Consider the following 26,776-nt stretch of genomic DNA (forward strand, 5'->3'; position numbering starts at 1 on the left):
CGCGCAATCGCTTGCTATACAAAAGCTCTAGAATCCAGAAATGGCAAATGTTTTCGGAGAGTGACAGAAGAGGGATAGACTGGCTTTTAGCTGAATTTGACAAAAATGCACATTTGTAGATATGGGTAACTGCACGTTCTATTTCTAGACTTTGCAATTAAAAACCTTTGGCATTTAGTTTGACTGAAGAAATTCGGCAATTCTTTCTACAGCAGTTTCTAACAAAGGTGGCTCATGCACCAAAGCAAAACGCACATACCCTTCTCCAGATTTGCCAAAGCCAGCACCTGGGGAAACGGCTACACCAGTTTGTTTGACTAGTTGGGTACAAAATTCGATGGAGTTTTGACTCCAACGTGAGGGCAACTTTGCCCAGATGTACATTGTGGCTTGGGGAGTAGGAACATTCCAGCCAATGCGGTGTAAAGCACTGATAAAAGCATCACGCCGTCCCTGAAAGGTAGTGACAGCAGATTTTACGCCAGCTTGAGGGCCAGTTAGAGCAGCGATCGCACCATTTAAAATTCCCCGATACTGATTAAAATCAACGGCGGCTTTTACTTGGCGTAAGGCGTTAATTAATTCGGCATTACCGATGGCGTAGCCAATACGGAAGCCGCCCATATTGTAGGACTTGGAAAGGGTAAAAAATTCAATCGAGACGCTTTTCTCTGGATCAGCTTGCAGAATTGAAGGGGCTAGGGATTTTGGATTTTGAATTTGGGATTTGGGATTGGAAGAAGAATCTACCCACTCCCCAGTTTCCCTAAATACCAAATCTACGTAGGGGAAATCATGAACTAGGGCAAGATTGTGTTTTTGACAGAAGGCGACAGCTTCTTGGAAGAAAGATAAAGGTGCGATCGCAGCAGTGGGATTATGAGGATAACTTAATACCATCATCCGCGATTGAGCCAACACTGGGGCAGGAATATCAGCAAACACTGGTAAAAAAGCGTTTTCTGCTCGTAGTGGCATCGGGTAGATTTGACCACTGGCTAGGTAGACTCCCCCAGCATGGGAAGGATAACCTGGATCGAGCAACAGGGCAAAATCTCCTGGATTGAGTATTGCTAGGGGTAAATGGGCTGTGCCTTCTTGAGAACCAATTAGAGGTAGTACCTCAGTTTGGGGATCGACTTTGATGCCAAATTTTTTTTGGTACCAGTTGGCTGCGGCTTCGCGGAATCCAAGAGTTCCGTTAAACAATAGATAGCCGTGGGTACTGCGATCGTGGAGAGACTGAGCGATCGCCTCAATCACATGGGCTTCGGCTGGTAAATCAGAAGACCCCAACGACAAATCAATTACCTGTCGTCCAGCTGCCAAAGCGACTGCCTTGGCTCTGTCCATATCAGCAAATACATTGGATTGTATGGGTTGTAAGCGTTTTGCAAAGTATATGTTAGTCATTTTTCCTATGTCACTTGTACTGAGTGACTTGTGCCGAGCGAAGTCGAGGTAAGCCGAAGTATTTGTCTTTTGTCTTTTGTCATTTGTCCTTTGTCAAATGACCAATACCTCTCTACCAAAGGCTGCGCCAAGGGCAACGCGGTAGTTGAGCGTAGTCGAAACTCAGTACAAGTGACCAGTGACCAATGACTAATTACTATTTAAGTGCGTATCTAAGAGTTCGAGTAATTTATCTTTGCCGATGACTCCCTCAGTCGATATCAAAACTTCTTGGTCTTGAAACAGTCTGAGGGCGGGTACACCTTCTACTTGGTACTGCTTAACAGTGAGTGGGTTGGGGTCAATTTCCATTTTAACGACTTTGAGGCGATCGCTATATTTAGTAGCAGCTGAGTTAATTAAGGGCGACATCAATTGACAAGGCCCACACCAGGAAGCCCAAAAGTAAACTAATACAGGCTGCTCGGATTTTAAAACTTCGGTTTCAAAGTCAGCATCAGTTATGGTGATTACAGCCTTACTCATTGCAGTCTCCATCAGGTGGCGATCAAAGTTGGCACACACAATACTTTATCCCAAAGTCGTCATTAGTCCATAGTCATTAGTCAATAGTTATTAGGAATATTAACTATTGACTAATGACGTAAAATCCCACAGCCAACAGGTGTGGGACTAGCTCAAATAAGTTTTCTGCCAATTTTACAATTGATCCAATTGCTTGCGTAGGGAATCTAACTCGGCATCAACTACCTCATTAGACTTAGGAGCAGTGGTTTCTTGTTGCGGTGGCAGTTGGGCTTGATTTTGTGGAGCAGCAGGTGGTAGCATTTGCGCTTTCAAAGCTGCCAATTCATCATCAACATCGCTACTACCCTCCAACTGAGCAAATTGGCTTTCTAAATCTGCTCCTGCTAACTCTCCTGCTGCCTGGGCCCGGGATTCTTGCATCAAGACCTTTTCTTCCATCCGCTCGAAGGCAGACATTGCACTGCTGGTATTCATCCCCCGCACCATGCCTTGAAGTTGTTCTTGGGCTTTGGCAGTGGTGATTCTAGCTTTGAGCATTTCTTTCTTGGTTTTAGCCTCAGAAATCTTGCTTTCTAGCTGGATTAAGTTACGTTTGAGGGTTTCAACTTGAGTGCTTTGGGTATCTAAACTCGCTTTGAGGGCAGCACTGGTGTCAGTATAAGTTTTTTTGCGCTCTAGAGCTTGTCGTGCTAAGTTTTCATCACCTTTTTGCAGCGCCAGTTGGGCATTGCGTTGCCATTTATTGATTTCATTTTGGGCATCATTGTACTGTTTTTCACTGCGTTTTTGGGAGGCGATCGCTTGGGCTACTCCCTGACGCAGCTGAACCAAGTCTTCCTGCATTTCCAGGATGGCTTGCTCTAGCATTTTTTCGGGGTCTTCGGCTTTGTTAACCAGGTCGTTGAGGTTAGAACTAACTACTCGCTTAATGCGATCGAATAATCCCATAACTTTGTTTTTCCTTGTGTGATTTACGCTTTTTGTTGGACAGTTAGCTTTTTCACTTTTTTATAGCTACCTATTTCAATGTAATCTTTCCAGTTTGAATCAGTACCTTCTAACAGCTCTTAATTGTTAAGATATCTCCAAAGTGGGGTAATTAGCTGAACTTCAACGAAGAGAAAGGGGGCAGCACTTCGGCTACGCTCAGTGACCGGGAGCAGGGGGCAGCACTTCGGCTACGCTCAGTGACCGGGGGCAGGGAGCAGGGGAGATAGAAAAGAATTGGGATTCGCCTCCACCTGTTACGTTAGCTTCCCGCTCTTGACGATAACCACACTTGCTTGAGTGGGAGATTCAGACCAATGTTCTCTCCCTCATTCCACGACAGTTCTTGATGGGATCATTTCCCCCTGCACCCTGCCCCCTTGCCTCTTTTTCAAGAGTCTTGAGTTTTGGGTAACTGCTGTTGGGGAGCCTGGGCTATTTTTTGGTTCTCCTGAGTGAGGAGACTTTCATGCTGTGTGTTTTCTGACTTGTTGAAAACCTGCACCTTCATTGCTGCTAATTCGGTATCTACATCATTAGATTCCAAAGAAGTAAATTGTGTTTCCAAGTCGTCGCTGCTAAGTTGAGCGATCGCTTCTGATTGGGCTTCTATTTGCAAAACTTTTTCTTCCATGCGCTCAAAGGCACTCAGACTGCTGGTGGCAGAAACTGTGCCAAGCATTTCTTGGAGACGATAAGATGCTTCGGCAGAACGGGCGCGAGCAATATACATATCTTTTTTTGTTTTCGCCTCGGAAATTTTTAACTCTAGCGATCGCATATCCTTTTTTAGCCTAGCTACTATATCGTTTTGCTGCTCTATCTGAGAAAAGAGGGCTGTAGTGGTTTCTTTATAGGCTTGGCGCTTAGTCAAGGCTTCCCGTGCTAAAGGTTCGTTGCCTTGTTGCAGTGCCAATTGAGCGCGGCGATACCATTCTTCTGTTTGAGACTGGGCAGCAGCTGCCTGTCGTTCGGTGCGTTTTTGGGTAGCGATCGCTTGTGCTACTCCCTGCCGCAACTGCACCAGATTTTCCTGCATCTCCAAAACAGCTTGCTCCAAAATCTTTTCTGGATCTTCTGCACCACCGATCAAACTATTGAGATTAGCGCGAATCACCCGCAGGATACGCTTGATTAATTCCATATCGGCTCTCCATTCACGAAACTCTGTAATGAGTGCTGAGTGCTGAGTAATGAATGAGTTATGGAGTGCTGAGTGCCTGTCTAAAGTCTTGAGTATAAGAATTTTTGTCGTCAGGTAGTTATGGAGTAATAAATGCCCAGCTAGAGTCCTGAGTATAAGAATTTTGTCGTCGGGTTGTCAAAAAGCAAGATTTTGTCTCTACTACTGGGCACTCAGCACGGGCTAAACCCTAGCTATCCGCTAACAGCACTCATGACTGTTATCTCATGGTATCGCAGATTATTGCAACTTATGGCTGCTGAACCCGTGCCTTGATTCCCCTTGCCTGTAACAGTTGCATCTGTTGTCTTACTTGTTCTTTAGTCTTAAAAGCACCCAGATAAATCAATTCTTTGTTGGGTGATAAATAAGCATCAGGAACTACTTGCCGTGCTGAGGCAAAAGCCGCCCCTTTATTGTCTATGACTACATGATAAAATCCATCCGTTCCTGGTTTGATTTCTGCATTCGGCTTTGCTGAATTTGCGATTGGCTTAGGCGAGGTTTTTGCCGTTGAAGTGGGAGGCAAATTCAGGGGGGGCAAGGTTTGTAGCGTCGGTACTGGTGCTAATGCGATCGGATTTGTCGGTTTGAGGGCTGTATTGGGGGCAGGTAATGCCGCTTGAGGATTTGCGGGGTTTTGGGGAACAACCGGATTAGGCACTACTGAGAGGGTTGGTTGGGCTTTGGGTTTTAAGCCAACTACATCATTGGGATCTCTCACCTCAGGAAACTCTTGGGCGGCGAGATTGGGATATTTAGGTATAGATGTGCTTGGTGGCTGGATTTGAGGTTGAACATTGCTCCCAACTTCCTCAGTATTTTCTGGTGCGGGAGACGAGTTACCGTTAAACAACTTGCCTAAATTCCATTGTGGCAAGCTTTTGGGATTGAACACTACATAACCCAAGGTAAGACTCGCCACCAATAGCAACAACATGGAGCCGATACCCAAAGGTGATAGGAGACTGTCGCTAGAATTGCTTGGTTTCTTGATTTCTGGTTGTTCTTCTGTCAGACTTCGCAGCAGTGCTTCACTAGATTCTAAATAGTCATTTGGGTGTTTAGGGGTATCATCTGCCTGCAAGAGATTTTCGCTTTTAGTATCTTTAACGACTGCTGGCACGATGCTGCTACTAAAGTTGGGCGGTGGTGGTGGAAGTTGAGTTTGTCTTTTAACAGAATTGGAGGTGGAGGGCACATTAAGATTATTTAGTTCCTCCGTTTTTGCCTTAGTTGGCGCTGGGTTTATCTCAGGATTCACAGCGACAGAAGATGCTGCTGGTAAGTCAATTTTTGCTGTAACTGACGCTGGGGTTCCCTGATGATTCACGGGTATAGATACAGGCGGCACGTTGGCTTTAATTTCTGTTACTGATGACTGAGTTGTACCCGACGTTGTTGGAATAGCAGTCAAAGCCTGGGATTGATTGCTCATGTAACTTGCAACACGAGACTGGTTTGATGCTAAACCAGTTCGTGTGCGTCGATATCGAGCTAACTCTTGATCTAGTGGCACTTCTAAACTCGCTAGTGCTGCTGCTAGTGCTGGTTTTAACCCAGGTGTTTTAGAAGATAGATGAGTATCGGAATGGTTCAGGGGGTTTTGAGTCATTGCCTCTGTGCCTCAAACGTAGATTGCTGGAATCAACTTTTAGATATATTTGTGACAATAGTAGCGGAAATTATTTAAATAGACTTGGGGATTGGGGAAGGTGGGGCCCCTGTGGGGATAAGGGGTAATGGGGATTGGTAAATTTTAATAGTTATTCTTCCCCTGCTTCCCCTGCTTCCCCTGCTTCCTCTGCTTCCCCTGCTTGCCCTGCTCTCTCATCTCCTACCTACTCCCCACTTTTAATGATGTCGTTGAAATCAATTAATGATATTTTGGACGTTCTGGAAAAGCAGGCTAAATGGCAAGAGCAACCATTTCAACTTCTACTCAAGTGTTGGTTAGAAGTTGTTGGCCCAGTGGTTGCCGCAAATACTCGACCATTGTCGATTCAGCGTGATGTTTTGTCGGTAGCAACTTCTAGTGCTGCTTGGGCACAAAACCTGACTTTTGGTCGCACATCTCTACTTTTAAAGTTGAATAAAAAGCTGCCGACGCCTTTGGTTGATATTCGCTTCTCTACTGCTGGCTGGCAGAATGCATCGGTGGAGAGAAAACAGCAACCATCGATTTCGCCCCATGAACATCCCAGTTATCTTGGTGATGAGATTAGTCGCCCTGATGATACACCCACCAAGGATGTGAATGGGGCTTTTGGACATTGGACGAAGATTATGCGATCGCGATCGCATGGCTTACCCCTTTGTCCCCAGTGTCAATCTCCCACGCCACCCGGTGAACTCCAGCGCTGGGAAGTCTGTTCTGTTTGTGCTGCTAAACAGTTTTCAAAACAAAATAGTTAAGAGACTATTCGTTGAGCAGATTTTATCCTGAAGTAACTTGCTGCTACTACATCAAAAGTATTTCTGATTCTTTAGAAAAAATATATTTTACTGCTAAAATCTGTCTAATGTGATACGTCAAACAGACTATTTATCTAAAATTATATGCCTTAACCCATCCTTAAGGAAGAATTTAAAAGGCTAGAGAAATCAAAAGCTTCAAATTTAGTCTTGATCCCTAATAAGTTTTAGGCGATATCTATATGTAACCGCTCTAGGAATTATTTAAATATATAACAAGATTATAAAAATATCCTGAAGTTTATTTTTTCCTTGGGATCGCTGAAACCTATAGAAAATAATGACTTTTTGGCTTTTATCTATCTTTATATATAGAAGCAAAATATAAAGATGAAATTCAGCCAGAAACGGCACTAAAGATGAATCCAAATGAAACCCATTAAAGTTTTAGCATCTGCCTGTAAATATTGCCGTCATTACCAGCCAGAAGGCCGCCGTGGCGGAACCTGCCAGCAATTAGGCGCACCAGTTCAAGCAGCTTGGAAGGCTTGCTCTTTGGCGCTCCCACCTTTTGCGCCTTCTTGGGAAACCTTGGAAGATGCTTGGGTTTTGCCAGATGCAGCCCCAGTTTTAACATCTTGTCAATCTCTAGGCTCAGATTTAGACAATGCTGTTGCCCCTCTTGAGGAAATAACTGCCTCTATATCTGAACAAGTAAAGACTAAAGCAGTGGTTATTTAGTGATCCATTATTACTGGACTAAGTTTTTAGTCTGCTTAAAATAAGATTTGTTTTTAAGATTTTTAGTGCTGTAAAAGTTTATATCTCCAAAAATCGCACCTTTTAGTGAGGCGCGATTTTTGCTATTCTAAGGCAACCAAGGAAAAGAGCGAAAATCTGGTGGACGCTTTTCGAGAAAGGCTTGTTTGCCCTCGGCTCCCTCTTCTGTCATGTAATAAAGTAGGGTGGCATTGCCAGCGAGTTCTTGTAAACCAGCTTGTCCGTCACAATCAGCGTTGAAGGCGGCTTTGAGACATCGAATTGCGATCGGACTTTTTTCTAAAATCTCCTGTGCCCATTGAATACCTTCGGCTTCTAGTTGTTCGACTGGGACGACGCAATTAATTAAGCCCATTTCTAAAGCTTGTTGTGCATCATATTGGCGGCAGAGAAACCAAATTTCTCTAGCTTTTTTTTGTCCCACGATGCGGGCAAGATAGCTGGCTCCAAAACCACCGTCAAAACTGCCGACTTTCGGGCCCGTCTGTCCGAAAATGGCATTATCGGCAGCGATGGTAAGGTCGCAAATTAAGTGTAGGACGTGTCCACCACCGATCGCATATCCAGCCACTAAAGCAATCACCACTTTCGGCATCGAACGTATCAGGCGTTGTAAGTCGAGCACATTCAAGCGGGGGATGCCAGTATCATCCACATAACCCGCATGTCCCCGCACGCTTTGATCGCCACCAGAACAGAAGGCATATTTGCCATCAGTGTGTGGACCATAGCCAGTAAATAGAACAACACCAATAGTGGTATCTTCACGAGCATTACAGAAAGCATCGTACAGTTCAAAGACTGTTTCAGGACGGAAAGCATTGCGTTTATGGGGACGATTGATGGTGATTTTCGCAATGCCATCAGTTTTTTGATACAGAATATCTTCGTAGGTTTTGGCAGTTTGCCAGTTAATTTGCATTGGTATGGAGTGCGCTGTTGCTTCAAGAATTTTATCGCGGACGTAGGGACATACGATACCTGCGGTGGTCACTGAGCTAAGTCGTACCCCTCCGGGGAAGCAAGCTACGCGGAGCGTCTCGTAGAGAAGTGTGGGCTACGCCGACGCTAAAATTGGTATCTCAAGCCTTTACAATCTGGTAATTGTCTGGGTGCTGAGGAATAAAAATGCGACGTGACACCATCTTCTACAAATTATTTAAGCAATTTCCCGGTTTGCTGTTTGAATTAGTAGATGAACCACCCGCAGAAGCGCAAAACTACCAATTTGAATCGGTTGAAGTGAAAGAAACGGCGTTTCGGATTGATGGAGTGTTTTTACCTCCCGCGAATGCAGTTTCTAAAACCGTCTTTTTTGCAGAAGTCCAGTTTCAGAAGGACGAAGACTTATATCACCGCTTCTTCAGCGAATTGTTTTTGTTTCTCTACCGCAACTCTATTCGTTACGATGACTGGTTTGGAGTAATAATTTTTCCTTCTCGCAGTCTGGAACCTTCCAACTCAATGATTCACCGCGCTTTGTTGGAAAGTGGTCAAGTCAGGCGGGTTTATCTGGATGAGTTGGGTGATTTGCGACAACAACCTTTGGGATTAGGTTTGATGTTGCTGACAAATGTTACTTCTGAAACCGAAGCAGTGGAAGGGGCGCGGTTTTTGCTGGAACAAGCACAGCAACAGTCGGAACAAGCGATAATTGATTTGGTGACGACAATTCTTGTCTACAAGTTTTCTAACCTTAGTCGAGAGGAGATTGCAACGATGTTGGGACTGAATTTGGAAGAACCACGGGCGATTCGGGAAGCAAAGGAAGAAGGACGAGAGGAAGAAGCGCGATCGCTCATCTTAAGACTATTAAACCGACGGGTGGGTGAGTTTCCTGAGTCGCTTCAGCGCCAGATTCAAGGGTTATCGGTGGAACAGTTGGAAGCTTTAGGTGATGCTTTGTTGGATTTCTCTACTCTTGCTGATTTGGAAGGGTGGTTACAAGGTGAAGTAAGCGGGTAAGTTTCACGCACAGCAGAAAGGCGATCGCACCCGTTAAAATTCTCAAAGCTACAAATCTGAGACTGGAAGACACGCGGGTATATCAGGAAATCGTGGAAGGAAGAGTGCGATCGCTTATCCTGCGACTGTTAAAACGACTATTATGTAGTTAAATTACTGAGTAATTTTTAGGCAAAATTCAGGCATTATCGCTGGAATAGTTGGAAGCGTTAGCTTTGGCATTTTTTTATAGAGTTCTCTGTTTTATACTTAAAAAATTGTATTGATTATGGCAATGGAGATTGTCCTTTGACTTCATTCAGTAGCTACAAAGTAACTGCATCTAAGTGGATTACCATATTTGACTCACCATTCTACCCAGATTCTTTAGATGAAGCGAAAATGCTCTACGAGAAAGTTTTGGAGCGTTTTATAGAATTGGTATACGAAGCAACAAACTCTGCAAATTTGCTAGAAATTATTACAAAAGAGCCAGATCCTTTACGTATTCAACTTCTTAGAGTATTTCGGAGATATGTATCACCAGATACGACAGTAGAAATGACCAAGAAAAAACGTGATATTCCCAACATAATTAACGATTTTGGTGATAGATTTCGTAGCTTAGAAGAAGTTAGAAGAAATTTGCAAAGTCGTCCTGTACCTGATGAAACTCTGATGGCTCTTCTTTTAGAACAGAGTAAACGTGGACAAAAAGGCTATGACTTGACAGAAGCATTTTTCTTATGGTTTGACAGAGTATTTGGTAAAAACTATATAATTCAGGGGCCAGCCCGTGCTGGAAAAGATGTAATGCTTGACAAGGTTTTAGATAATTGGGAAGCTAAAACTCCAGCAGATATTTTTATATCTCGATTAGATGGAACTCCATTGATAGTTGGATTTGCTCGTTATGATTCTGATAGAGGTGGTTCTCAAGAAGATGATCGAACTGGTGGAAATCGAGATAAAGCAACTGATATTCTTAGATATGCTGAGACCTATAAAGTTGATTTAAAAGTATTTTTTTTGAATGATGGCCCAGGATTACTACTAGGATCTATGTGGAATGATTACGCTCGTTTAGAAAGCTATGGTAGTTGCAAAATAATGGTATGCACTCTGAAAATGCTTGATGATAGATTTACACTAGATTGGCTTGAAAGTTGAGTTTGCTATCCCAATCATGTATTACACTTTCAGAGAGAAACTCTAATTCTGGTGTTTCTTCAATATACAAATCTAGACCGCTTCGTAAAACTCTATTTGTACCTATTAAGCATTTTTGTTCATATTTAGCAGAACTATTTCCGTTAATGAAGTCACCCATTACTTCTGTTCCTTTGACTAAACGCTGAACTATTGTAGCTATAGCAAGTTGTGAATTATCAATCGCTATCCATTTTCTACCTAGCTCTTCAGCTATAGCAGCAGTAGTTCCACTTCCAGCGAAGGCATCTAACACAATATCTTCCTCATTAGATGAGGCTAGAATTATTCGTTTAATCATATCTGGATTTTTTTCTGTTGGATAGCCAGTAATTTTAATATTTTGATTGTGAGCATCCTTGCAATCAAGCCAAATATCTTGAACTGAAATTCCCTGACTATTGTCTAAATAAACTTTTCTTCTTGGGTTTCCTGTTGGCGACCAGTAAATCTCTCCGCGTGCATCCATTTGGTCTAAAGTCTCTGGAGTATATTGCCAGTGTTTACCTGGAGGAGGTAGCATTCCTCTCCAGGGTTGACCTGTTGCACCTTTTCTTACACCTGGTGCATGAACAGGAACTTTCTTATAAACTCTTCCAGTCTCTTTTTCAACATATTGATATTCTTTCTTTGCAGTAGTTTCAGTCCAAGGGTTAAAAGGCTGATTCCATATATAATTATCTGTTTTTGTGTAAAATAAAATGTAGTCTGCGGTATTACCGTACTGTTTACGTGTATAGTTTTTTGGGTTACATTTTTTCCTGGTAATCCAATTACGAAAGTTTTTAGAACCAAAAATTTCATCCATTAGAATTTTGACAGCACAAGCCATCTTCTCATCTAAATGCAGATAAATAGAACCTTCCTCTGATAAAAGCTCTCTTAGTAAAACCAGTCGTTGACGTAACAACTCTAAGTATTCTGCACCTTCCATTAGGTCATGGTAAGCATGATCTCTTTGACGAGATTCAAAACTACTCCCTGTTGCATAGGGAGGATCAATATAAACTAAACTAACTTTACCAGCGACAGTATCATCGTTTAATAATGAACTAAGAACTCTTAAATTTTCTCCATATATTAGTCTGTTCTTTGGATGTTCATCTACACTTATTATCCGGCGTAACTTGGCTACCGGAGTTTTTAATATATCTTCTAAAGCAATTTTTCCTTCATATTCCAGACGAAAAGGAATTACATTTTGTTTTTTATTTTTACGGCTATTTCCAGTAGATATTCCCGTTGCCATTTGAGTTAATATTTTATTATGCTTATTTTTTAGTGTTATTGATTTGTAGGAACTCATCTAAGTCTTTTTTTCTGATACGCCAAATTCTTGACCCTACTTTTGTAGCTTTAAGATTATTTGATGATATCCATCTTTGTACAGTTCTTTGGTGAACACGAAGAAGTTTAGCTACTTCAATAGTTGTCAAAAATGAAATATCTTTTTCACTCTCATTATTGTTATGTTCCGCATCTTGTCGCATTTGTCGCTAGAATCGCTAGATTCGTTATTATACTACTAATTTTAATACTTTGCAAGGGTCAGGAGTGCCAATACTTAAAACGTTTGTAGTAGAGTACTTTTAATTTTGATATTACAAACGCTATTTTTTACTGTTATTCACCAACACCTAACAGAATAGTTAAATCGTAATATCTGCTGCAAACTTCCTTAAATTATCCTGTCGCCACTTAGCATCTTTTTTACGATTTGTCCGCACCTCAAAAACCCGAATTCCCTTAGCTGGAAGCGGGTTTAACTTTTGCTGCAACTGCTGCCAAGAAGTAATCAATTCATGTGGCACATTATAAGTAGCGCACAACTGAGCAAAATCAATATCTTGAGGAGTGCCAAAAAACTCTTCAAATGGTGGCTCAAATTTGGCTATGGGTAACATTTCAAAAATTCCACCGCCATTGTTGTTGATTAATACAATCGTGAGATGTCCGACAAATTTATTGCGGATTAAAAAACCATTGGTATCATGCAACAGTGCTAAATCTCCCGTTAACATCACACTACTTTGCTGGCGATGGGCAATTCCTAATGCTGTGGATAATGTGCCATCGATACCATTTGCACCCCGGTTAAAGTACGATCGCACTCCTAAATTATTTGGTTTCCAGAAATATTCCACATCCCGCACAGGCATACTATTAGCAATAAATAGAGGCGTTCCTGGCGGTAAAATCTGAGAAATTAACCAAGCTGCTTTACTCTCGATTATTTCATCTATTTTCCCCATAGTCTGGTCAACAAGTAACCGAACCTTAGTTTCCGCATCACACCATTGCTTTCCATAGTCTGAGGAGAAAGATAAATTTATCTCCTCTATTTTTATGTCTTCTACAGATATCCGTAAATGCGTCGTTCTCCCGTGCAAAGGGTCGAGGTTTTGGTCACTAGGATCAATTACCCAGCGTCGCGGCTGGGTTGCATCTATCCAGCTACGCAGTTCTTTACTTGTAGGCATTTCACCCACCTGAATCACCATTTCGGGTGCTAGCTGTTTTGCTAGCTGCTGATTTCGCAAAATTAGGTCATAGGTAGAAATTAAATAGGGGTTGAGTTCGGCATAATTTCTCACTGGGGAGAGTCCCTCAGCTAGTACAGGCCATTTGAGAGTTTGGGAAAGTTGCGCGATCGCTCTACAATATTCCTCTGGTTGCGACGGTTGAGCAACACCTGCGATGATGATACTGCGATCGCATTCTTTCCATTCTTGGGGAATGGGGAATGGGGAATGGGAAATGGGGGATGAGTTTGCTATTGCTGCGAAGAAGTCTTCTGATTCCAAGTGCGATCGCAAATAACTCAAGTCCGTTCCATCAGGAACAGGCGCTAAGGGATCGCGAAAGGGAATATTCAAATGTACTGGCCCCTTTGTCGGATTTTGCGCCCTTTCCCAGCTATGAATTACCGTTTGTCGCAGATAAGCTAGCATTCCCATCTCGGCACAGGGTAAGGCTAACTCTGTTTGCCAATTTGGGTAGTTTCCATATAATCTCAATTGATCTATGGTTTGCCCAGAGTGACAATCTCGCAGTTCTGGCGGTCTATCGGTAGTTAATATCAATAGTGGGACGCGATTATATGAGGCTTCTATGACTGCGGGATAAAAATTTGCCCCTGCTGTACCAGAGGTACAAACTAGCACCACAGGTAGTCCGGTTGCTTTAGCTTGTCCCAAAGCAAAAAAGGCGGCGGAACGTTCATCGAGAATGGAAATCGCTTCAATCTCAGGTGCTTGTTGAGCAAAGGCGATCGCTAAGGGTGTAGAGCGCGATCCCGGACAAATGATAGCACAAGTTAATCCCAACCGCTTTAGCGTCTCTGTTAAAATATAAGCCCAAAGTTGATTAACATTTTTATAAGCGATCGGCATTAAATCAAACATAGCTATAAAACAATCTTAAATTTTAGATTTTGTCTAGGGAAATTCAATTTAAAATCCATCAATGCGGTGTTGAGTTCCATCACCGTAGCGCGAGTTTGGAGGAAAGAAAATCTCCAAGCAAACTTGCTCTACTTTCTACAAAATGCACAATTTGCTCTCAAACTTTTATGGACTGCATTCATTTAACGGGAATTCGCGGCTATGGCTACACTGGGTATCTACCAGAAGAACAGGTGCTAGGACAATGGTTTGAGGTGGATGTAAGGTTATGGTTGGATATCTCCACAGCGGCCAAGACTGACGCGATCGAAGACACTTTAGATTATCGCAGCGTCATTAGCTTGATACAACATCTGATCAAAACGTCTAAATTCGCTTTGGTGGAAAAATTGGTAACAACGATCGCAGATTCTATTCTCCAAGAGTGCGATCATGTAACAAAAGTCCAAGTCACTCTCAGCAAACCTGCTGCACCTATTCCAGACTTTGGTGGCAAAATTAGTATTGAATTGACTAAAAGTAAGTCTAATCTTTAAAGCATAAAACTTGTTTTTTTTCAATATCTATTAGTTAGCAAAAAAATGGGGTTTATATGGAGTGTGGAAGTATCTCATAAAGAGAATCTTTCTTGCCATTACCCCCAGCACCCGCTCATTCTCAAAAAACTAAAAAATCCTGTGATCTGCTGATGAGTATTAACTTGTGTGTTTTCAGATCACAGGATTTGTGATTAGTATTCACCAGAAGCAATAAATAGTTACAAATAATACATTTTACTCATAATTCAAGATTTCAGACAGTTTCAGGCGGTAATTTAGACCTCGCCTGAGACAAAACCTATTTGTCGATAAACAGTATTAAACTGTTCAATTCCAGATAACAATTAATTTTTATTAGTATTTTAGTAAGTATATACTATATTGCATATAATACACTATTAGATTTTTTTAATTTGTATCAAAGTAATATACTGTGATTTTATGAAGTTTTCTTCTTGATTAATTTTTACATAGATACTATACTGAGTATTTATACTTTTCAGAAGAAAAATTATTGTATACGTTCTAAAATCATTTTTTGAGTGTTTGTAATTATATGGTAATTTGGATTGATGTTAATGACATGATATTAGCTGTATGTACTAATGAGAAGTTAGTTTTGACAAGCACAAAAATTATCTGAGGTTAATAACGTAAACTACCCACAAATTGCTCTTAGCAATATGGTGGAGGCTATTATGCTCTGACTTCAAGGAGACAATTAATTAGTCAATATTGAAATCAAGTAAGAAGACAAAGGTAGTTGGAGATTGTTTATGATAAAATGATTATTTTTTAATCGAGTTGACACTGACAATAAAAATCTGAACCTTAGCAAACAGGTTGTCATAAGATGTTCGCCCGTAAAATCCTAGTTGTTGAGGATGAAAAAATTCTAGCCTCAAATATTAGAAAAAGCTTACAAAAATTAGGTTATTCCGTTTCAGAAATAACTAAATCTGGTAAAGAGGCGATTAAAAAAGTAGCAGAAACTCATCCAAATTTAGTATTAATTGATATCTGCCTAGCTGGAGAAATAGACGGTCTACAAGTAGCGGATATTATCCAGAATCACTTCCATGTGCCTGTAGTATATCTAACAGAATGTTCGGAATATAAAACATTACACAAAAATCAGTTAAGTGAGCCTTTTGGTTACATAGTCAAGCCATTTATTGAAAGTGATTTACATTTTACGATTGAAATGGCGCTGTATAAACATCAGAGCAAAAAGATATTATATGAAGAAAAACAGAGGTTAACGGCAATTATTAATAGTATGGGCTGTGCAGTGATTGTGACATACGCGAATGGTTGTATTCAAATGATGAATCCCAGAGCAGAACTAATCACTGGTTGGAAGCAAAGTGAAGCCTTTGGTAAAGATTTAGTAGAAGTTGTTAATTTAGTTGACAAAGATGTAGGAGAAACAATTGAAAATTTAGCCACTTATGTAATCGAAGCAGGCGAAGTTTTCGATTTACCAGAAAACTGTACACTGATTACCAAAGATGGCCAAGAAATAGCAATTGGGGATAATGTTGCACCGATCCACGATCAAAATGGTAATATTACTGGCGCGGTTTTAGTTTTTCAAGACATCACCAAACGTAAGCAGACAGAGGCGCAACTGGTGCGTAATGCGTTTTATGATGGGCTAACAGAATTACCGAATCGTGTTTTATTTTTAGATCGGCTTAGACAAACCATTGAACGTAGCAAACGCAGAAGTGATTATTATTTTGCAGTTTTATTTTTGGATTTAGATGGCTTCAAAGAGATTAACGATCGCTTTGGGCATGGAATAGGAGATGATTTTTTAGTGGCGATCGCTAGACGTTTAGAGTCATGCTTACGTAGTGGCGATACTGTAGCACGATTTGGTGGTGACGAATTTACTGTTCTTTTGGAGGATATTAAAGACATTACCGACGCTACCAATGTTGCCAAACGTATTCAAGATTCTTTACGATTGCCAGTTAACCTGAATGGATATGAATTATCTGCTACAGCTAGCATTGGGATTACTTGGAATTTTAGTAATTATGAGGAGCCTGCAACTTTGCTCCGAGATGCTGATATTGCGATGTACCAAGCTAAACGGCAGGGAAAAGCTACTTATGCCATATTTAGTTAACAATGGAATATGCTACTCTAGCCGCTACTAAGGTTATGGTATACAACCGAGAAGTCCTATAAGTCAGTTATGGAAAAAACCGAAAAACAGAAAATGCTCGCAGGCGAATTATATCTGGCGGAAGATCCAGAATTGGCTGCCGGCATGAAGCGAGCTAGTCGTCTATTGCGAAGTTACAATTCTACAACCGAAGAACAGCAAGAGCAACGGCAGCAAATTTTACAAGAATTATTTGGAAAAATCGGTGACAAAGCATTAATAGTGCCACCCTTTCACTGCGACTATGGCAGTAATATTTTCGCTGGCGATAGATTTTATATGAACTATGGCTGTGTAATTTTAGACTGCAATACAGTTCATATTGGTGAAAATGTCTTGTGCGCTCCTTATGTGCAAATTTATACTGCTTATCATCCGACAGAGCCAGAAATTCGTCTTTCTGGTAGAGAATTAGCTACCCCAATTAAAATCGGTAATAATGTCTGGATTGGTGGCAATGCAATTATTTGTCCAGGTGTAACTATTGGTGATAACACAACCATTGGTGCTGGTAGTGTAGTTGTCAAAGATATACCTGAAAATGTTGTCGCTGCTGGCAATCCCTGCCGCGTCATTCGGTATTTGTCGTAGAATTTAAAATTTATAACCTCTAGCAATCCAATAGAGCCAGTCTGCGATCGCTTCTTGAGTTTCACTGTCAGCATCAATGGCTGCTATTTCAGATAATTTTGCAGAATATACATCATCATCCTTACCATTAATGTAAGCCACTTCTACAAGCATATCTTTCAAGCACTCATCATCTGGGGCCATTCCCAGTACTTCCACTTGTTTCTCCTCGGTAGAACCTGATTTGCGTCCCTTCTTAGTCCATTTAGCCATAAAGGGAAAATTCAGGGTCTCTTCGAGGTAATAGTACCAACCCATAGCCCGGTCTTCTTTGTCTTCAGCATCTACAATGATCTCTGTTTTAATGCGATGCTCTCGGTTTTCGTCGGCTTCAACACTAGGCATAAGATAACACTTTGCGTATAATGCATTTTGATAATACTACCAAAGTCAATATTTAAGAATAATTTTTCTAAAATATAGTTAAGTATATCTAAGCTCTAGAAAAAACCGCTTGTCATTGACAAACGGTTTTCTAGTTATTCCTCTCAAAGGGGAACTTATTGGTTGTACTTAGATGCTAAGGTCTTTCTTAACACTAAAACGCGAAATATTAAACAAGTCTCAAATCAGGATAATTTGCTAACACATCATCAGATGTCAGGGTATCATTTTCAGCTTGCGGAGTCCAAAGAACTTCAATTGCCAGAAGCTTTTCGCTAGGGATACTACCAATTTGCCGCAAAGCTTGACGCAAATCATCAGCACTATTAATCGCTGTGGGGATTTCAAACTTACCTAGTGTCGCCGCCAGCAAGGTGACAACAATGTATTCACCAGGGCCTTCGGTAAATAGGCGGGTGGGGTTGTCGAGTTCACCAGCCGGAGGTAAAGCATCTTTAGCAAGGGCTGCTTTTAGCTGGTTGTTGACATTAGAAAGAGTTTCTTCGCTAAACTTGCTGCGTTCTGCCAGTGATAACCGATTAAACTGACTTTCAGCTGAATTCAAACTGGCTTGTTGAGTGCCACCGCCTGCATATACAAAGTATTCAGGATGACGGAGTAAAGCTAGGCTGGCTTCTTGGAGAATTTCTGCTCTGCCTTCTGGGGTGTTAGTATCAGCCGTTTCAGCAATATGGTTGAGTTCATTTTGCAATTCACGCGCTTGAGCTAACAAACCTACTTGCAAACGGGTTACAGAAACAGGAGAGTTACTGGTGTAATCTGCTTCTGAAGTTTCACCACTAGAGACGCGGCGGAAAGTTTGCAATAAGAAATTAGCGATCGCAAAGAAGATTAAGATGCCAAATAGACCACCAAATCCTCCCCCAATACCCCAGAAGGGAAGTAGGAAGGGAAAGCCAAAACCACCACCAAAACCACCACCAGGATAGTATCCGCCTCCACCAGGATAGTATCCGCCACCACCAGGAGGTGCATAAGTGCGTGGTGTATAGGTGCGGCTAGAAGGCGCTCTAAAGGAGCCGCCACCGATGCGCCCCCCACTGCGGGCCGCTAATGCTCCATCAGCGTGACTAAGCACCAAAGTTAACACCAGGCTTAGAGCTAGGAAGGTTTTTAACAGAGGTTTGATGGTTTGTTGTAGTTTTTTACGCATAATACAATCGCTTGGAAAACAGAATTATTTATGATTTCTCCCTATGCTGGTAGGAGTGTTGCGATCTTTCGTTAACGCCAGCCCGTAATCAGCAAGCTTTGTAGCATTCACGTAGCATTCACTTTTAAAGGCTACATATTCAATTTACCGCGTCTTATCTTGGCTAGGTAGCGATCGCAGGGGGGATTTCTCGACTGGGGAACCGTACCTTAAGATATGTTCACAATTACAGAAAGTTGCAATGTCTACCATAGGCTATGCCTAGTGACTATAACTTTCAGAATACAGTCTTGGATTATACAGACGATTTTAAAATTTGGCTATAACTGCTAGCTTTTATTTATTGTTCATCATGTACAGAAATTCTCAAGTAGTGAGAAATTTGCAGCAAAAATAAAATCAACACAATAAAAAACAATCTTTCTGGCTAATCTTCTAAGATCGGCTTGCAATTTGTCTACCAAATTCGTTTTAAAAGAAATAAAATGATAATTATGGCTTTGAAAATAATCCTAATTGTAAATAAATTAAAAATTATTTGAAATATAGTCACCAACTTTATTATGGAACATATTTCTCAACTAACAGCCGAAATCAGAGACAAAGCTGCATACCCAGATATCCTAGTCATATCCCGGATTTTCCTGCCAAAAGAAGCTGTAATTGGGGAATATATCTACAATCGCTGTCTCCAAGATCCTGAACGAGTTATTGTACTGGCGGCTAGTTGTTCAGGAGATCAAGTATTTGATCGAAGTCAACAATTTCCTGTGTATCGCTGGTATTATCCCAGATACTGGCGTAATGGCTGTGTGGGAAATATCCTGAAGCCTTTGCTCAATATCGTCTGCTCATTTGTTCTAGCAATTAAACTTTATTTTCGCTATCACTACCGTTATATAGAGTGGGGCCACGGCTATGATTTTCCTTCACTGTTGCTATTGAGTTATTTGTTACCTATTCGCTTTTTTATCTATCTGCACGGCAACGATCTTCTTTGTACTTTACACAATCCCGTGCTGCGATCGCTATTTAAATTAACACTCAAACGCGCCGAAGGCATTGTTTGTAACAGTTCTTATACAAGAGACTACCTCAGAACTGCTTTGCGATTAGATACTCCTACCCACGTCATTAACCCAGTCATCAGACCAGAAAAATTTGGTAATAATGTTGCGAGTCCGAGTAGCCTGGATGATTTACGTGTTCGCGTGCGTCAAACCTACAATATTCCTGAATCAGCAATAGTTATTCTCTCTATCGGTAGACTAGTAAAACATAAAGGTTTCGACCGAGTAATTGATAACATCCCACTATTGCTAACTTTTGGAGTCGATGTCCACTATATAATCTGCGGTCAAGGGCCAAGTGAATTGGAACTGAAATCGTTGGCGCATCGTTTACGAGTAGATCAGCGTGTACACTTTGCCGGATATGTCGCAGAGCGAGAATTAGCGGGTCATTATGCAGCTTGCGATATCTTTGCTATGCTGACTTTATTGGATACTAAACCTAATAATATAGAAGGTTTTGGTATGGTTTATTTAGAAGCAAGTTACTTCGGTAAGCCGATAATTGCCCCTCGTTTAGGCGGTGTTCTAGATACAGTTCAGCATGAAGAAAATGGGATACTAGTTAATCCTAATTCTGGCTATGAAGTTTTTCAAGCTTTCAATCGGTTGTGCAAAGACCAACAACTACGTGAGCAACTCGGTCGCAAAGGTAAAGAATTAGCCAAGCGTAGAACTCTTCATCGATCGCTTTATAAATCAGAGGAAAAAAACGCGATTTTATGATCTAAATAAGCAAGATTGCAGTGTAAAATTTCGCTTGTGATGCGATTAAATATGCAATGAAAAATATCTGGTTTCGCATAGAGCGATTTGTTCGGCGTTATTCAAAGCGTCGAAAGCAATCTTTTATATTTACAATCATTGGATGTCTTGCTGTATTGAGTGTGATTACATCTGGGACAATAGACTTCTTGCAGAAGTCGGGAAAAGGGGAAGGAGAAAGGGGGAAAGGTTTGGTATTTTCCCTTTCCCCACCTCTTGCAAAAAGCACTTTTGCAAGAGGTCTAATGTATGTTGTGGCTCAACCTGCTTCAACCTCATCTGAACGTCCCGCGATGAAAGCGCCAAATTTTGGGCGACACTTTCAAGAATTCGGGCGCGAAGGCTCAATCTTGATTTACGACTCAAAAAACAACCGCATCTATGAACACAATCCTCAACGTAATGCAACTGCCATCGCTCCAGCTTCGACATTCAAAATTTTTAACGCGTTAGTGGCATTAGAAACAGGTGTAATTCCTGATGATGTGGCGGTTCTCACTTGGGATGGAATTCACCGAGATTTTGATGCCTGGAATCATGATACAAATTTGCGTCAAGCCTTTAAAGATTCAACTGTTTGGTTCTATCAAGTACTGGCACGTAGGGCTGGATATGAACGGATGCAGCAATTTATCAATAAAGTAGGTTACGGGAACCGTCAGATTGGCACTGCCGCAGACATCGATCGTTTTTGGCTACAACCGCAGTTATTGCAAATCACACCCAAAGAGCAAATTAAGTTTTTGCAACGGTTGTATCAAGGCGATTTGCCTTTCTCACAACGGACAATGAATCTTGTTAAAGACATTATGATACGCGAACAAACTCCAGATTACACACTGCGAGGAAAGACAGGATGGTTAACGACTACTAAACCAAACATTGGTTGGTTTGTGGGTTATTTAGAACAAAACAAAAACGTCTACTTTTTCGCCACAACCCTTGATATGCAAAAATCAGAAGATGCACCCATCCGCATCGAGATTACACGACGCAGCCTTAAGGATTTGGGTTTGCTGGCTCAAATCAACTAACCACCCCCGACAATAGTTACCACTTCTAAGCGATCGCCTGGTTGCACTTTTGTTTGTGGCCAAAATTGGCGGTGTAAAATTTCGCCGTTATACTCCACAACCACCAAGCGGGGGTTAAAACCCAACTGTTGGAGTAAGTCGGGTAAAGAAGTTTGAAACGAACAGCTACGGGTTTCCCCATTTATCTGAATCGTAATCTCATTAGACATAATATGTAGGAACTGGGGACTGGGGATTGGGGTATTTGGTTACTTACTTTGGACAAATGACAAATGACTAATGACAAATGACTCTTTTAAAGTTCTGGTTTAATGCGATTGAGTTGGGAGAGCAAATATTGTGTTACTAGGGTAGGCTGTTCGGCTTGCATGAGCGATCGCACCACCGCTACACGTTCGGCTCCCGCATCGATTACATCATTGATATTATTGGCATCTATTCCCCCAATCGCAAACCAGGGAATTGAGCAATTTTTGGCAGCATAGCTGACATATTCTAGCCCTGTTGCTGCCTTACCTACTTTTGTGGGAGTTTCATAAACTGGCCCCACGCCAATATAATCTACACCTTCAGCAATTGCTGCTTGCATTTCTTCTTTATTTGTGGTAGAAAGACCTATCAGACGTTGCGAACCCAGTAATTGCCGAGCGATGGCAATAGGCATATCTTGTTGTCCCAGATGCACCCCATCGGCATCGATCGCTAAAGCTAGATCCACGCGATCGTTAACGATGAACAAAGCACCGTAGATATGGCACAACTGCCGTAATTTTCTCGCTTGTTCCAGACGCAAAGAATCATCGGCGGTTTTGTCGCGGTACTGTAAAAGTGTTAATCCTCCTTTGAGTGCAGCTTCGACGTTGCTCAACAAATTTTCACTAGGGGAAGTAACAAGATACAAACGCGATCGCCACAACAATTGATGGCGTTGATGACCCATTAAACTGCTTTCTAAGGTATAAACCTGATAGCGCATCTGCTTACAAGCTTTAGCCATATTTGGCTGGTAGAGCTTGCTGTATTCTTCCAACACCCGTAATGCTTCTTCTATCCGGCAAAAGTTAGCTTGCAATACCGATTTGATACTAGCTCGTTGTTCTTCTTGAGGATGGGTTAACTCAGTCCCCAGATCGCCTGGTGTATCTCGCGCCGCCCGCAATTCGGAGGTATGCCACTTAGCTACCTCTTGTCGCAAGCGCTTGCATTCAAGAGCCAACTGAGCATTATTCAACCCAAACCGACACCATTCCTCAATAATTCGCAAGCCCTCACGAGCGCGGTCTAAATTGGCATCTAAAATGCGGTAAACAACTTGCTGGATTTGCTCTTTTTGGCTGTATGGCTCGACCATTACAACAACCCCATTAGTGCTTTCATCGAAGTGTGAATTATCATAAGTCCTAGTAACCATAGTTAAATAATTTGCTTTTTTTTACTAGATTTTTGCCGAACCTACGCAAAATAACGTATTAGTAAGGGTTACGGTAAATTATCCCATGTTCCTATAGACAGTAATAAGGGTAGTTTGAGGCTACAGTTTCGCACTAAGCTTAGTCAAGTATTTTACGGTAAACGACAAGCTTACAAAGAACCCAGAAGAGGGGATACACCAGAAAATCCACAATTGGACATAGGAGTAGAAAAGAATATAGAGACGCATTAGTGTCGCGGGGCGAAGCCTAGTACCGCAAGGCGGAATTAAAAATTAAAAATTTATACAGCGTAAGCGTTTCATTGATTTGGAAAGGGTGGTTTATGCCGCTCTGTACTAGTCCAATTTCGCCTCTCTACGAGGGTTTTGGATAACGCATATTTAATTTCACTTCTAGGTCTATTGAAACATCGAAGTGAAAATGATATAGGCACAATTGATAAATTGTGCCTACCAAGGATTTTGGGCAACGCATAATTAATTTCTGGAGATGTTTAATATCATTTATTACTATGTATTAAATATCGCCAATTGTTCAATATATGAGTAATATTATCGAGATAATACTTTTTAAGATATAAGAATTTGTTATTACTTCTAAGGAGTTGTGTTAAATATGATTCTCCTTCGTGTGTTTCCTAAGTACCATAAAGTAGATGTTATGCTTGCAAAGCTGAAGTTTTTGGAATCTGCAAGGCTTTTATTTTTTAGTTTTTCAGTATTATCTTTGACTGTAGGTCTGGGAGCGGCAAATATGACGTTCCTAGATAGCGCGATCGCTCAGATGCCATCGACATCAGATTCAGCACCTCTAAATGAGAAAACACCGTCTCAAGTTAACGTGCTGTTTGTCAACCCTAGTGTTGGAGATGACAAAGCAGGCAATGGCAGCGAATCCGCTCCGGTAAAAACTATTACCCATGCGTTGCGATTAGCTAACGCTAATACTGTAATTATGCTTTCCCCCGGCACTTATAGCGCCGAGACAGGAGAGGAATTTCCCTTAATGCTGAAACCGGGTATCTCAATTCAAGGCAACCCTAGCAATCAAGGTAAGGAAATTATCATTCAGGGAGGCGGTGATTACTTGAGTCGGAGCTTTGCCGGTCAAAATGTCACAATTGTGGGGGCAAATCAAGCTTTGCTGACTGGAGTAACGGTGACGAATCCTAATCGTCGTGGTTACGGTTTATGGATTGAATCTAGCAATCCGGTAGTCTCAGAAAATACATTTACTGGCAGTACTCAAGATGGCATTTCTGTTAGTGGTAATGCTGCACCCACCATTAGCAAGAATTACTTCGATCGCAATGGAGCTAATGGCATCACAATTGCTGGTAACTCTAGTCCGCAAGTGAAGGAAAATGTCTTTCACCAAACGGGTTTTGGAATTAATATTGCTCAAAATGCTGCTCCTATAATTATAGGTAATCAAATTCAGAACAATAGATCGGGAATTGTGGTACAGGCAAATGCCCGCCCGATTTTACGGAATAATTCTATTCAAGATAATAAAGAAGATGGTTTAGTTGCGATCGCTCAAGCAATGCCAGATTTGGGTAGTGCATCGGAACCTGGGGGTAATCAATTTCAAAATAATGCTCGCTACGACATTAACGCCAGCGCTGCTAAACAAATGATTTCTGCTGCTGGTAACAACCTTGTGAGCGATCGCATCACTGGCAAAGTAGATATTAACGGAACAACAGCAGTAGCAACCCAAAATTCTCAACCAGTTCCCAACAACGTATTACGACAAATACCACCAAGTGGGGAAATTACCTTCTCAGCTCCCGAAATCCCTGAAACTCCTAATGGGCAAACCAGCAACAGTATTTCAGCAAATAATCCTGCTCCTAGACAATTAAACAGTCAACTGCTGCCATTAATGCCAGCCAATAATGTACCGCCTTCCTTGCCTATATCCAAACAACCACCGACTTCTAAAGTCGCCGGATTTCCTACTCCTAGCAGCTTGTCAGGTAGACAAATACCAATTAACGCACAGCCACCTGATACGCCACAGTTAAATTACGTGCGGATTGATCCTAATACCATTGAGTTTGCTGCCCCTGAGTCCCCATCCAATTCAGTTGCACAGCCACCAGTTTCAAATATGAGGAATCAAACACAGCCATTACCAATACTAGAAACTGCTGCTCCTGGTGCTTCAGAACTTTTACCACTTCCCAATCCCAATATCCCCATTGCTAATACTCGCAATCTGCAAACCAGTTCTGCAAGTATTCCTTATAGTGGTAACTCTGCAAGACAATTTGGTATACGTTATCGCGTAGTAGTTCCACTCTTTACTGATAGAGATCGAGATTTAGTGCGATCGCTTGCTCCTGGTGCGTTTCTCACAGTTTGGGATGGTCAAAGAGTTATGCAAGCAGGAGTATTTAGCAGTGAATATAACGCTAAAGAAATGCTAAAAACACTCTCTAATAAAGGTTTAAGAGCCATTATGGAGCCGTTGAATTAATTAGATATTGGGCAAAAGGGGTTGAGGGGAAAGACTTACATCCCCTCCAGTCTTTTTCCTCAATTTTGAATTTTGATGTCAGGGCGATTGCTCTTTAACGGGTAAAGTAAACTGAAGACAGAAATCCCACAAATCCAAGAATTGCCCCCATGAGCGTTAAAATCGAATTTCAGCTTACCGCTCCACCATTTCGTTGGGATGAAGCTGGAGGTATTCGCATCGGTCAGAGCCGCGTTACTCTCGATAGCTTGCTAGCAACATACCATAACGGCTCTACACCTGAAGAAATTGCTGTTCAGTATCCTGTTCTCTGTTTAGGGGAGATATACGCAGCGATCGCATATTATCTCACCCATCGCCAAGAAATCGACAATTACCTAGAGCAGCGTCGCAAAAAAGCTCAACAACAGCGAAATCAATTTGTCCAGCAGCATAATTTAGTTAATCTTAGGCAGCGCTTGCGCGATCGCTATCAGCCCCAAGGAGAATTCTAGGCAGTGCGTCTATTGACTGATGAGAACTTCAATGGCTCGATATTGCGGGGCTTGATCAGACGTTTACCTGGATTGGATATTGTTCGTGTCCAAGATGTCGGTCTAATCCATACTGATGATTCTACTATCTTAGAATGGGCAGCCAATGAAGAACGCATCTTGCTTACCCATGATGTAGCAACGATTACTGTTTATGCTTATGAGCGAATCAACAAAGGTTTGTCTATGCCCGGAGTTGTTGAAGTTATTGCAACGGCTCCGATCGGACAGGTTGTTGACGACTTATATTTATTCGTTCGTTGCAGTAAGTTTGGTGAATATGAAGGTCAGATCCTTTTCATTCCTTTTTCTTGATTGTAATGGGCGATCGCGGGTCAAAATGAAATCAATCGACTTGAGAGGTTGACAACATGGGTAAATCATCACGTCTGCCTTTTGCCTTCCCCCGACTAAGATCGCCAAAAGTTACCAAGAACCTTTAATGTGGTTTCGCTCATCGCCTTGTTTGAAGTTTTATCGCTGGGTGTTTGCAGTTCGCTAGACCTAACATTATCTCTGAGGTAGTGTTAGGCGATCGCTCTAGACATCAATAAATTTAGAAGACTTTGAGGTATGGGTTACACGAATGAGCGATTACGTGTAATGGGGGGCAAAAAGTATTATTTTCTCGTGGTTGTGAGCAGCGTCACTAACCTTGAGTATTTTCCCAACTTAGGATCATAAGTTGGAA

Annotated in this window: 25 protein-coding genes; 12 read left to right on the plus strand and 13 right to left on the minus strand. The window is 41.6% G+C overall.

The window, feature by feature from the left end:
* Positions 1-174 precede the first annotated feature (174 nt).
* The 5 genes from RMX98_RS26105 to RMX98_RS26125 form a co-directional block, all read right to left on the minus strand.
* Positions 175-1,413, minus strand: coding sequence for an LL-diaminopimelate aminotransferase (locus RMX98_RS26105; protein ID WP_322676891.1), 1,239 nt, complete (start codon positions 1,411-1,413; stop codon positions 175-177).
* Between the two features lie 189 nt (positions 1,414-1,602).
* Complete coding sequence (locus RMX98_RS26110; RefSeq protein WP_322676893.1) at positions 1,603-1,938, minus strand: thioredoxin family protein; 336 nt, start codon at positions 1,936-1,938, stop codon at positions 1,603-1,605.
* 174 nt (positions 1,939-2,112) lie between these two features.
* A complete protein-coding gene (locus RMX98_RS26115; protein ID WP_322676890.1) occupies positions 2,113-2,889 on the minus strand; it encodes a PspA/IM30 family protein in 777 nt (258 codons plus the stop codon).
* A gap of 430 nt (positions 2,890-3,319) precedes the next feature.
* The gene (locus tag RMX98_RS26120) at positions 3,320-4,072 is read right to left on the minus strand and encodes a PspA/IM30 family protein (protein ID WP_322676889.1); all 753 of its coding nucleotides are present in this window, start codon (positions 4,070-4,072) and stop codon (positions 3,320-3,322) included.
* A 289-nt stretch (positions 4,073-4,361) separates the two neighbouring features.
* Positions 4,362-5,726, minus strand: coding sequence for a hypothetical protein (locus tag RMX98_RS26125; RefSeq protein WP_322676888.1), 1,365 nt, complete (start codon positions 5,724-5,726; stop codon positions 4,362-4,364).
* A gap of 245 nt (positions 5,727-5,971) precedes the next feature.
* On the opposite strand from RMX98_RS26125, the gene RMX98_RS26130 reads away from it, so the two are divergent.
* Together RMX98_RS26130 and RMX98_RS26135 are read left to right on the plus strand one after the other, a co-directional pair.
* Positions 5,972-6,526 (plus strand): DUF721 domain-containing protein, encoded by a 555-nt coding sequence (locus RMX98_RS26130; RefSeq protein ID WP_322676892.1) that lies wholly within the window; start codon positions 5,972-5,974, stop codon positions 6,524-6,526.
* Positions 6,527-6,955: 429 nt separating this feature from the next.
* Positions 6,956-7,267 carry a hypothetical protein gene (locus tag RMX98_RS26135; protein ID WP_322676887.1) on the plus strand — a complete coding sequence of 104 codons (312 nt, stop codon included), beginning with the start codon at positions 6,956-6,958 and terminating at the stop codon, positions 7,265-7,267.
* A gap of 127 nt (positions 7,268-7,394) precedes the next feature.
* Here RMX98_RS26135 and menB read toward each other — a convergent pair whose 3' ends face one another.
* The gene (gene menB / locus RMX98_RS26140) at positions 7,395-8,228 is read right to left on the minus strand and encodes a 1,4-dihydroxy-2-naphthoyl-CoA synthase (protein WP_322663420.1); all 834 of its coding nucleotides are present in this window, start codon (positions 8,226-8,228) and stop codon (positions 7,395-7,397) included.
* 206 nt (positions 8,229-8,434) lie between these two features.
* On the opposite strand from menB, the gene RMX98_RS26145 reads away from it, so the two are divergent.
* Positions 8,435-9,271 (plus strand): Rpn family recombination-promoting nuclease/putative transposase, encoded by an 837-nt coding sequence (locus RMX98_RS26145; protein ID WP_322676886.1) that lies wholly within the window; start codon positions 8,435-8,437, stop codon positions 9,269-9,271.
* A 288-nt stretch (positions 9,272-9,559) separates the two neighbouring features.
* Positions 9,560-10,420 (plus strand): hypothetical protein, encoded by an 861-nt coding sequence (locus tag RMX98_RS26150; RefSeq protein ID WP_322676885.1) that lies wholly within the window; start codon positions 9,560-9,562, stop codon positions 10,418-10,420.
* Here RMX98_RS26150 and RMX98_RS26155 read toward each other — a convergent pair.
* The 3 genes from RMX98_RS26155 to menD form a co-directional block, all read right to left on the minus strand.
* On the minus strand, positions 10,395-11,765 hold the full coding sequence (locus tag RMX98_RS26155; RefSeq protein ID WP_322676884.1) for a site-specific DNA-methyltransferase: 1,371 nt from the start codon (positions 11,763-11,765) through the stop codon (positions 10,395-10,397). The genes RMX98_RS26150 and RMX98_RS26155 overlap by 26 nt on opposite strands.
* Positions 11,731-11,949: a helix-turn-helix domain-containing protein gene (locus RMX98_RS26160; RefSeq protein WP_322676883.1), complete on the minus strand. Its 219-nt coding sequence runs from the start codon at positions 11,947-11,949 to the stop codon at positions 11,731-11,733. Before RMX98_RS26160 ends, RMX98_RS26155 begins: the two co-directional genes overlap by 35 nt.
* Positions 11,950-12,108: 159 nt before the next feature.
* Entirely contained in the window at positions 12,109-13,863 is a 1,755-nt protein-coding gene (gene menD, locus RMX98_RS26165; protein ID WP_322676882.1) for a 2-succinyl-5-enolpyruvyl-6-hydroxy-3-cyclohexene-1-carboxylic-acid synthase, read from the minus strand.
* A 167-nt stretch (positions 13,864-14,030) separates the two neighbouring features.
* Between menD and folB the strand changes: the two genes are divergently transcribed.
* The 3 genes from folB to RMX98_RS26180 all read left to right on the plus strand — a co-directional run bounded on the left by folB (position 14,031) and on the right by RMX98_RS26180 (position 17,169).
* The gene (gene folB, locus RMX98_RS26170) at positions 14,031-14,399 is read left to right on the plus strand and encodes a dihydroneopterin aldolase (RefSeq protein ID WP_322676881.1); all 369 of its coding nucleotides are present in this window, start codon (positions 14,031-14,033) and stop codon (positions 14,397-14,399) included.
* Positions 14,400-15,255: 856 nt separating this feature from the next.
* The gene (locus RMX98_RS26175; protein WP_322676880.1) at positions 15,256-16,539 is read left to right on the plus strand and encodes a diguanylate cyclase domain-containing protein; all 1,284 of its coding nucleotides are present in this window, start codon (positions 15,256-15,258) and stop codon (positions 16,537-16,539) included.
* 69 nt (positions 16,540-16,608) lie between these two features.
* On the plus strand, positions 16,609-17,169 hold the full coding sequence (locus RMX98_RS26180) for a sugar O-acetyltransferase (RefSeq protein ID WP_322676879.1): 561 nt from the start codon (positions 16,609-16,611) through the stop codon (positions 17,167-17,169).
* A gap of 3 nt (positions 17,170-17,172) precedes the next feature.
* Here RMX98_RS26180 and RMX98_RS26185 read toward each other — a convergent pair whose 3' ends face one another.
* A complete protein-coding gene (locus tag RMX98_RS26185) occupies positions 17,173-17,553 on the minus strand; it encodes a calcium-binding protein (protein WP_322676878.1) in 381 nt (126 codons plus the stop codon).
* 208 nt (positions 17,554-17,761) lie between these two features.
* Positions 17,762-18,766: a DUF1517 domain-containing protein gene (locus RMX98_RS26190; protein WP_322676877.1), complete on the minus strand. Its 1,005-nt coding sequence runs from the start codon at positions 18,764-18,766 to the stop codon at positions 17,762-17,764.
* Positions 18,767-19,329: 563 nt separating this feature from the next.
* On the opposite strand from RMX98_RS26190, the gene RMX98_RS26195 reads away from it, so the two are divergent.
* Positions 19,330-20,562: a glycosyltransferase family 4 protein gene (locus RMX98_RS26195; protein ID WP_322676876.1), complete on the plus strand. Its 1,233-nt coding sequence runs from the start codon at positions 19,330-19,332 to the stop codon at positions 20,560-20,562.
* A 56-nt stretch (positions 20,563-20,618) separates the two neighbouring features.
* A complete protein-coding gene (gene blaOXA, locus RMX98_RS26200; RefSeq protein WP_322676875.1) occupies positions 20,619-21,635 on the plus strand; it encodes a class D beta-lactamase in 1,017 nt (338 codons plus the stop codon).
* Here blaOXA and thiS read toward each other — a convergent pair.
* The gene (gene thiS, locus RMX98_RS26205) at positions 21,632-21,844 is read right to left on the minus strand and encodes a sulfur carrier protein ThiS (protein WP_322676874.1); all 213 of its coding nucleotides are present in this window, start codon (positions 21,842-21,844) and stop codon (positions 21,632-21,634) included. The two genes, blaOXA and thiS, sit on opposite strands and share 4 nt — an antisense overlap.
* Before the next feature lie 86 nt (positions 21,845-21,930).
* Positions 21,931-23,046 carry a thiamine phosphate synthase gene (locus RMX98_RS26210; RefSeq protein ID WP_322676873.1) on the minus strand — a complete coding sequence of 372 codons (1,116 nt, stop codon included), beginning with the start codon at positions 23,044-23,046 and terminating at the stop codon, positions 21,931-21,933.
* A gap of 637 nt (positions 23,047-23,683) precedes the next feature.
* Here RMX98_RS26210 and RMX98_RS26215 point away from each other — a divergent pair.
* From RMX98_RS26215 to RMX98_RS26225, 3 genes are all read left to right on the plus strand, one after another.
* On the plus strand, positions 23,684-25,552 hold the full coding sequence (locus RMX98_RS26215) for a DUF1565 domain-containing protein (protein ID WP_409881562.1): 1,869 nt from the start codon (positions 23,684-23,686) through the stop codon (positions 25,550-25,552).
* A 149-nt stretch (positions 25,553-25,701) separates the two neighbouring features.
* On the plus strand, positions 25,702-26,046 hold the full coding sequence (locus RMX98_RS26220; protein WP_322676871.1) for a DUF433 domain-containing protein: 345 nt from the start codon (positions 25,702-25,704) through the stop codon (positions 26,044-26,046).
* Between the two features lie 3 nt (positions 26,047-26,049).
* Positions 26,050-26,400 carry a DUF5615 family PIN-like protein gene (locus RMX98_RS26225; RefSeq protein WP_322676870.1) on the plus strand — a complete coding sequence of 117 codons (351 nt, stop codon included), beginning with the start codon at positions 26,050-26,052 and terminating at the stop codon, positions 26,398-26,400.
* The last annotated feature ends 376 nt before the right edge of the window (positions 26,401-26,776 follow it).

Origin of the sequence: Nostoc sp. DedQUE02 (assembly GCF_034531035.1) — a bacterium.
GTDB lineage: Bacteria > Cyanobacteriota > Cyanobacteriia > Cyanobacteriales > Nostocaceae > Nostoc.

What these genes read in the sequence shown, in the direction of transcription:
- RMX98_RS26135 (WP_322676887.1), top strand. Translation starts at nt 6,956, where the DNA reads ATGAAACCCATTAAAGTTTTAGCATCTGCCTGTAAATATTGCCGTCAT.
- RMX98_RS26115 (WP_322676890.1), bottom strand. Translation starts at nt 2,889, where the DNA reads ATGGGATTATTCGATCGCATTAAGCGAGTAGTTAGTTCTAACCTCAAC.
- RMX98_RS26155 (WP_322676884.1), bottom strand. Translation starts at nt 11,765, where the DNA reads ATGAGTTCCTACAAATCAATAACACTAAAAAATAAGCATAATAAAATA.
- RMX98_RS26190 (WP_322676877.1), bottom strand. Translation starts at nt 18,766, where the DNA reads ATGCGTAAAAAACTACAACAAACCATCAAACCTCTGTTAAAAACCTTC.
- menD (WP_322676882.1), bottom strand. Translation starts at nt 13,863, where the DNA reads ATGTTTGATTTAATGCCGATCGCTTATAAAAATGTTAATCAACTTTGG.
- folB (WP_322676881.1), top strand. Translation starts at nt 14,031, where the DNA reads ATGGACTGCATTCATTTAACGGGAATTCGCGGCTATGGCTACACTGGG.
- RMX98_RS26185 (WP_322676878.1), bottom strand. Translation starts at nt 17,553, where the DNA reads ATGCCTAGTGTTGAAGCCGACGAAAACCGAGAGCATCGCATTAAAACA.
- RMX98_RS26105 (WP_322676891.1), bottom strand. Translation starts at nt 1,413, where the DNA reads ATGACTAACATATACTTTGCAAAACGCTTACAACCCATACAATCCAAT.
- thiS (WP_322676874.1), bottom strand. Translation starts at nt 21,844, where the DNA reads ATGTCTAATGAGATTACGATTCAGATAAATGGGGAAACCCGTAGCTGT.
- RMX98_RS26175 (WP_322676880.1), top strand. Translation starts at nt 15,256, where the DNA reads ATGTTCGCCCGTAAAATCCTAGTTGTTGAGGATGAAAAAATTCTAGCC.
- RMX98_RS26130 (WP_322676892.1), top strand. Translation starts at nt 5,972, where the DNA reads ATGTCGTTGAAATCAATTAATGATATTTTGGACGTTCTGGAAAAGCAG.
- blaOXA (WP_322676875.1), top strand. Translation starts at nt 20,619, where the DNA reads ATGAAAAATATCTGGTTTCGCATAGAGCGATTTGTTCGGCGTTATTCA.
- RMX98_RS26180 (WP_322676879.1), top strand. Translation starts at nt 16,609, where the DNA reads ATGGAAAAAACCGAAAAACAGAAAATGCTCGCAGGCGAATTATATCTG.
- RMX98_RS26210 (WP_322676873.1), bottom strand. Translation starts at nt 23,046, where the DNA reads ATGGTTACTAGGACTTATGATAATTCACACTTCGATGAAAGCACTAAT.
- RMX98_RS26110 (WP_322676893.1), bottom strand. Translation starts at nt 1,938, where the DNA reads ATGAGTAAGGCTGTAATCACCATAACTGATGCTGACTTTGAAACCGAA.
- RMX98_RS26195 (WP_322676876.1), top strand. Translation starts at nt 19,330, where the DNA reads ATGGAACATATTTCTCAACTAACAGCCGAAATCAGAGACAAAGCTGCA.
- menB (WP_322663420.1), bottom strand. Translation starts at nt 8,228, where the DNA reads ATGCAAATTAACTGGCAAACTGCCAAAACCTACGAAGATATTCTGTAT.
- RMX98_RS26145 (WP_322676886.1), top strand. Translation starts at nt 8,435, where the DNA reads ATGCGACGTGACACCATCTTCTACAAATTATTTAAGCAATTTCCCGGT.
- RMX98_RS26220 (WP_322676871.1), top strand. Translation starts at nt 25,702, where the DNA reads ATGAGCGTTAAAATCGAATTTCAGCTTACCGCTCCACCATTTCGTTGG.
- RMX98_RS26215 (WP_409881562.1), top strand. Translation starts at nt 23,684, where the DNA reads ATGATTCTCCTTCGTGTGTTTCCTAAGTACCATAAAGTAGATGTTATG.
- RMX98_RS26125 (WP_322676888.1), bottom strand. Translation starts at nt 5,726, where the DNA reads ATGACTCAAAACCCCCTGAACCATTCCGATACTCATCTATCTTCTAAA.
- RMX98_RS26120 (WP_322676889.1), bottom strand. Translation starts at nt 4,072, where the DNA reads ATGGAATTAATCAAGCGTATCCTGCGGGTGATTCGCGCTAATCTCAAT.
- RMX98_RS26160 (WP_322676883.1), bottom strand. Translation starts at nt 11,949, where the DNA reads ATGCGACAAGATGCGGAACATAACAATAATGAGAGTGAAAAAGATATT.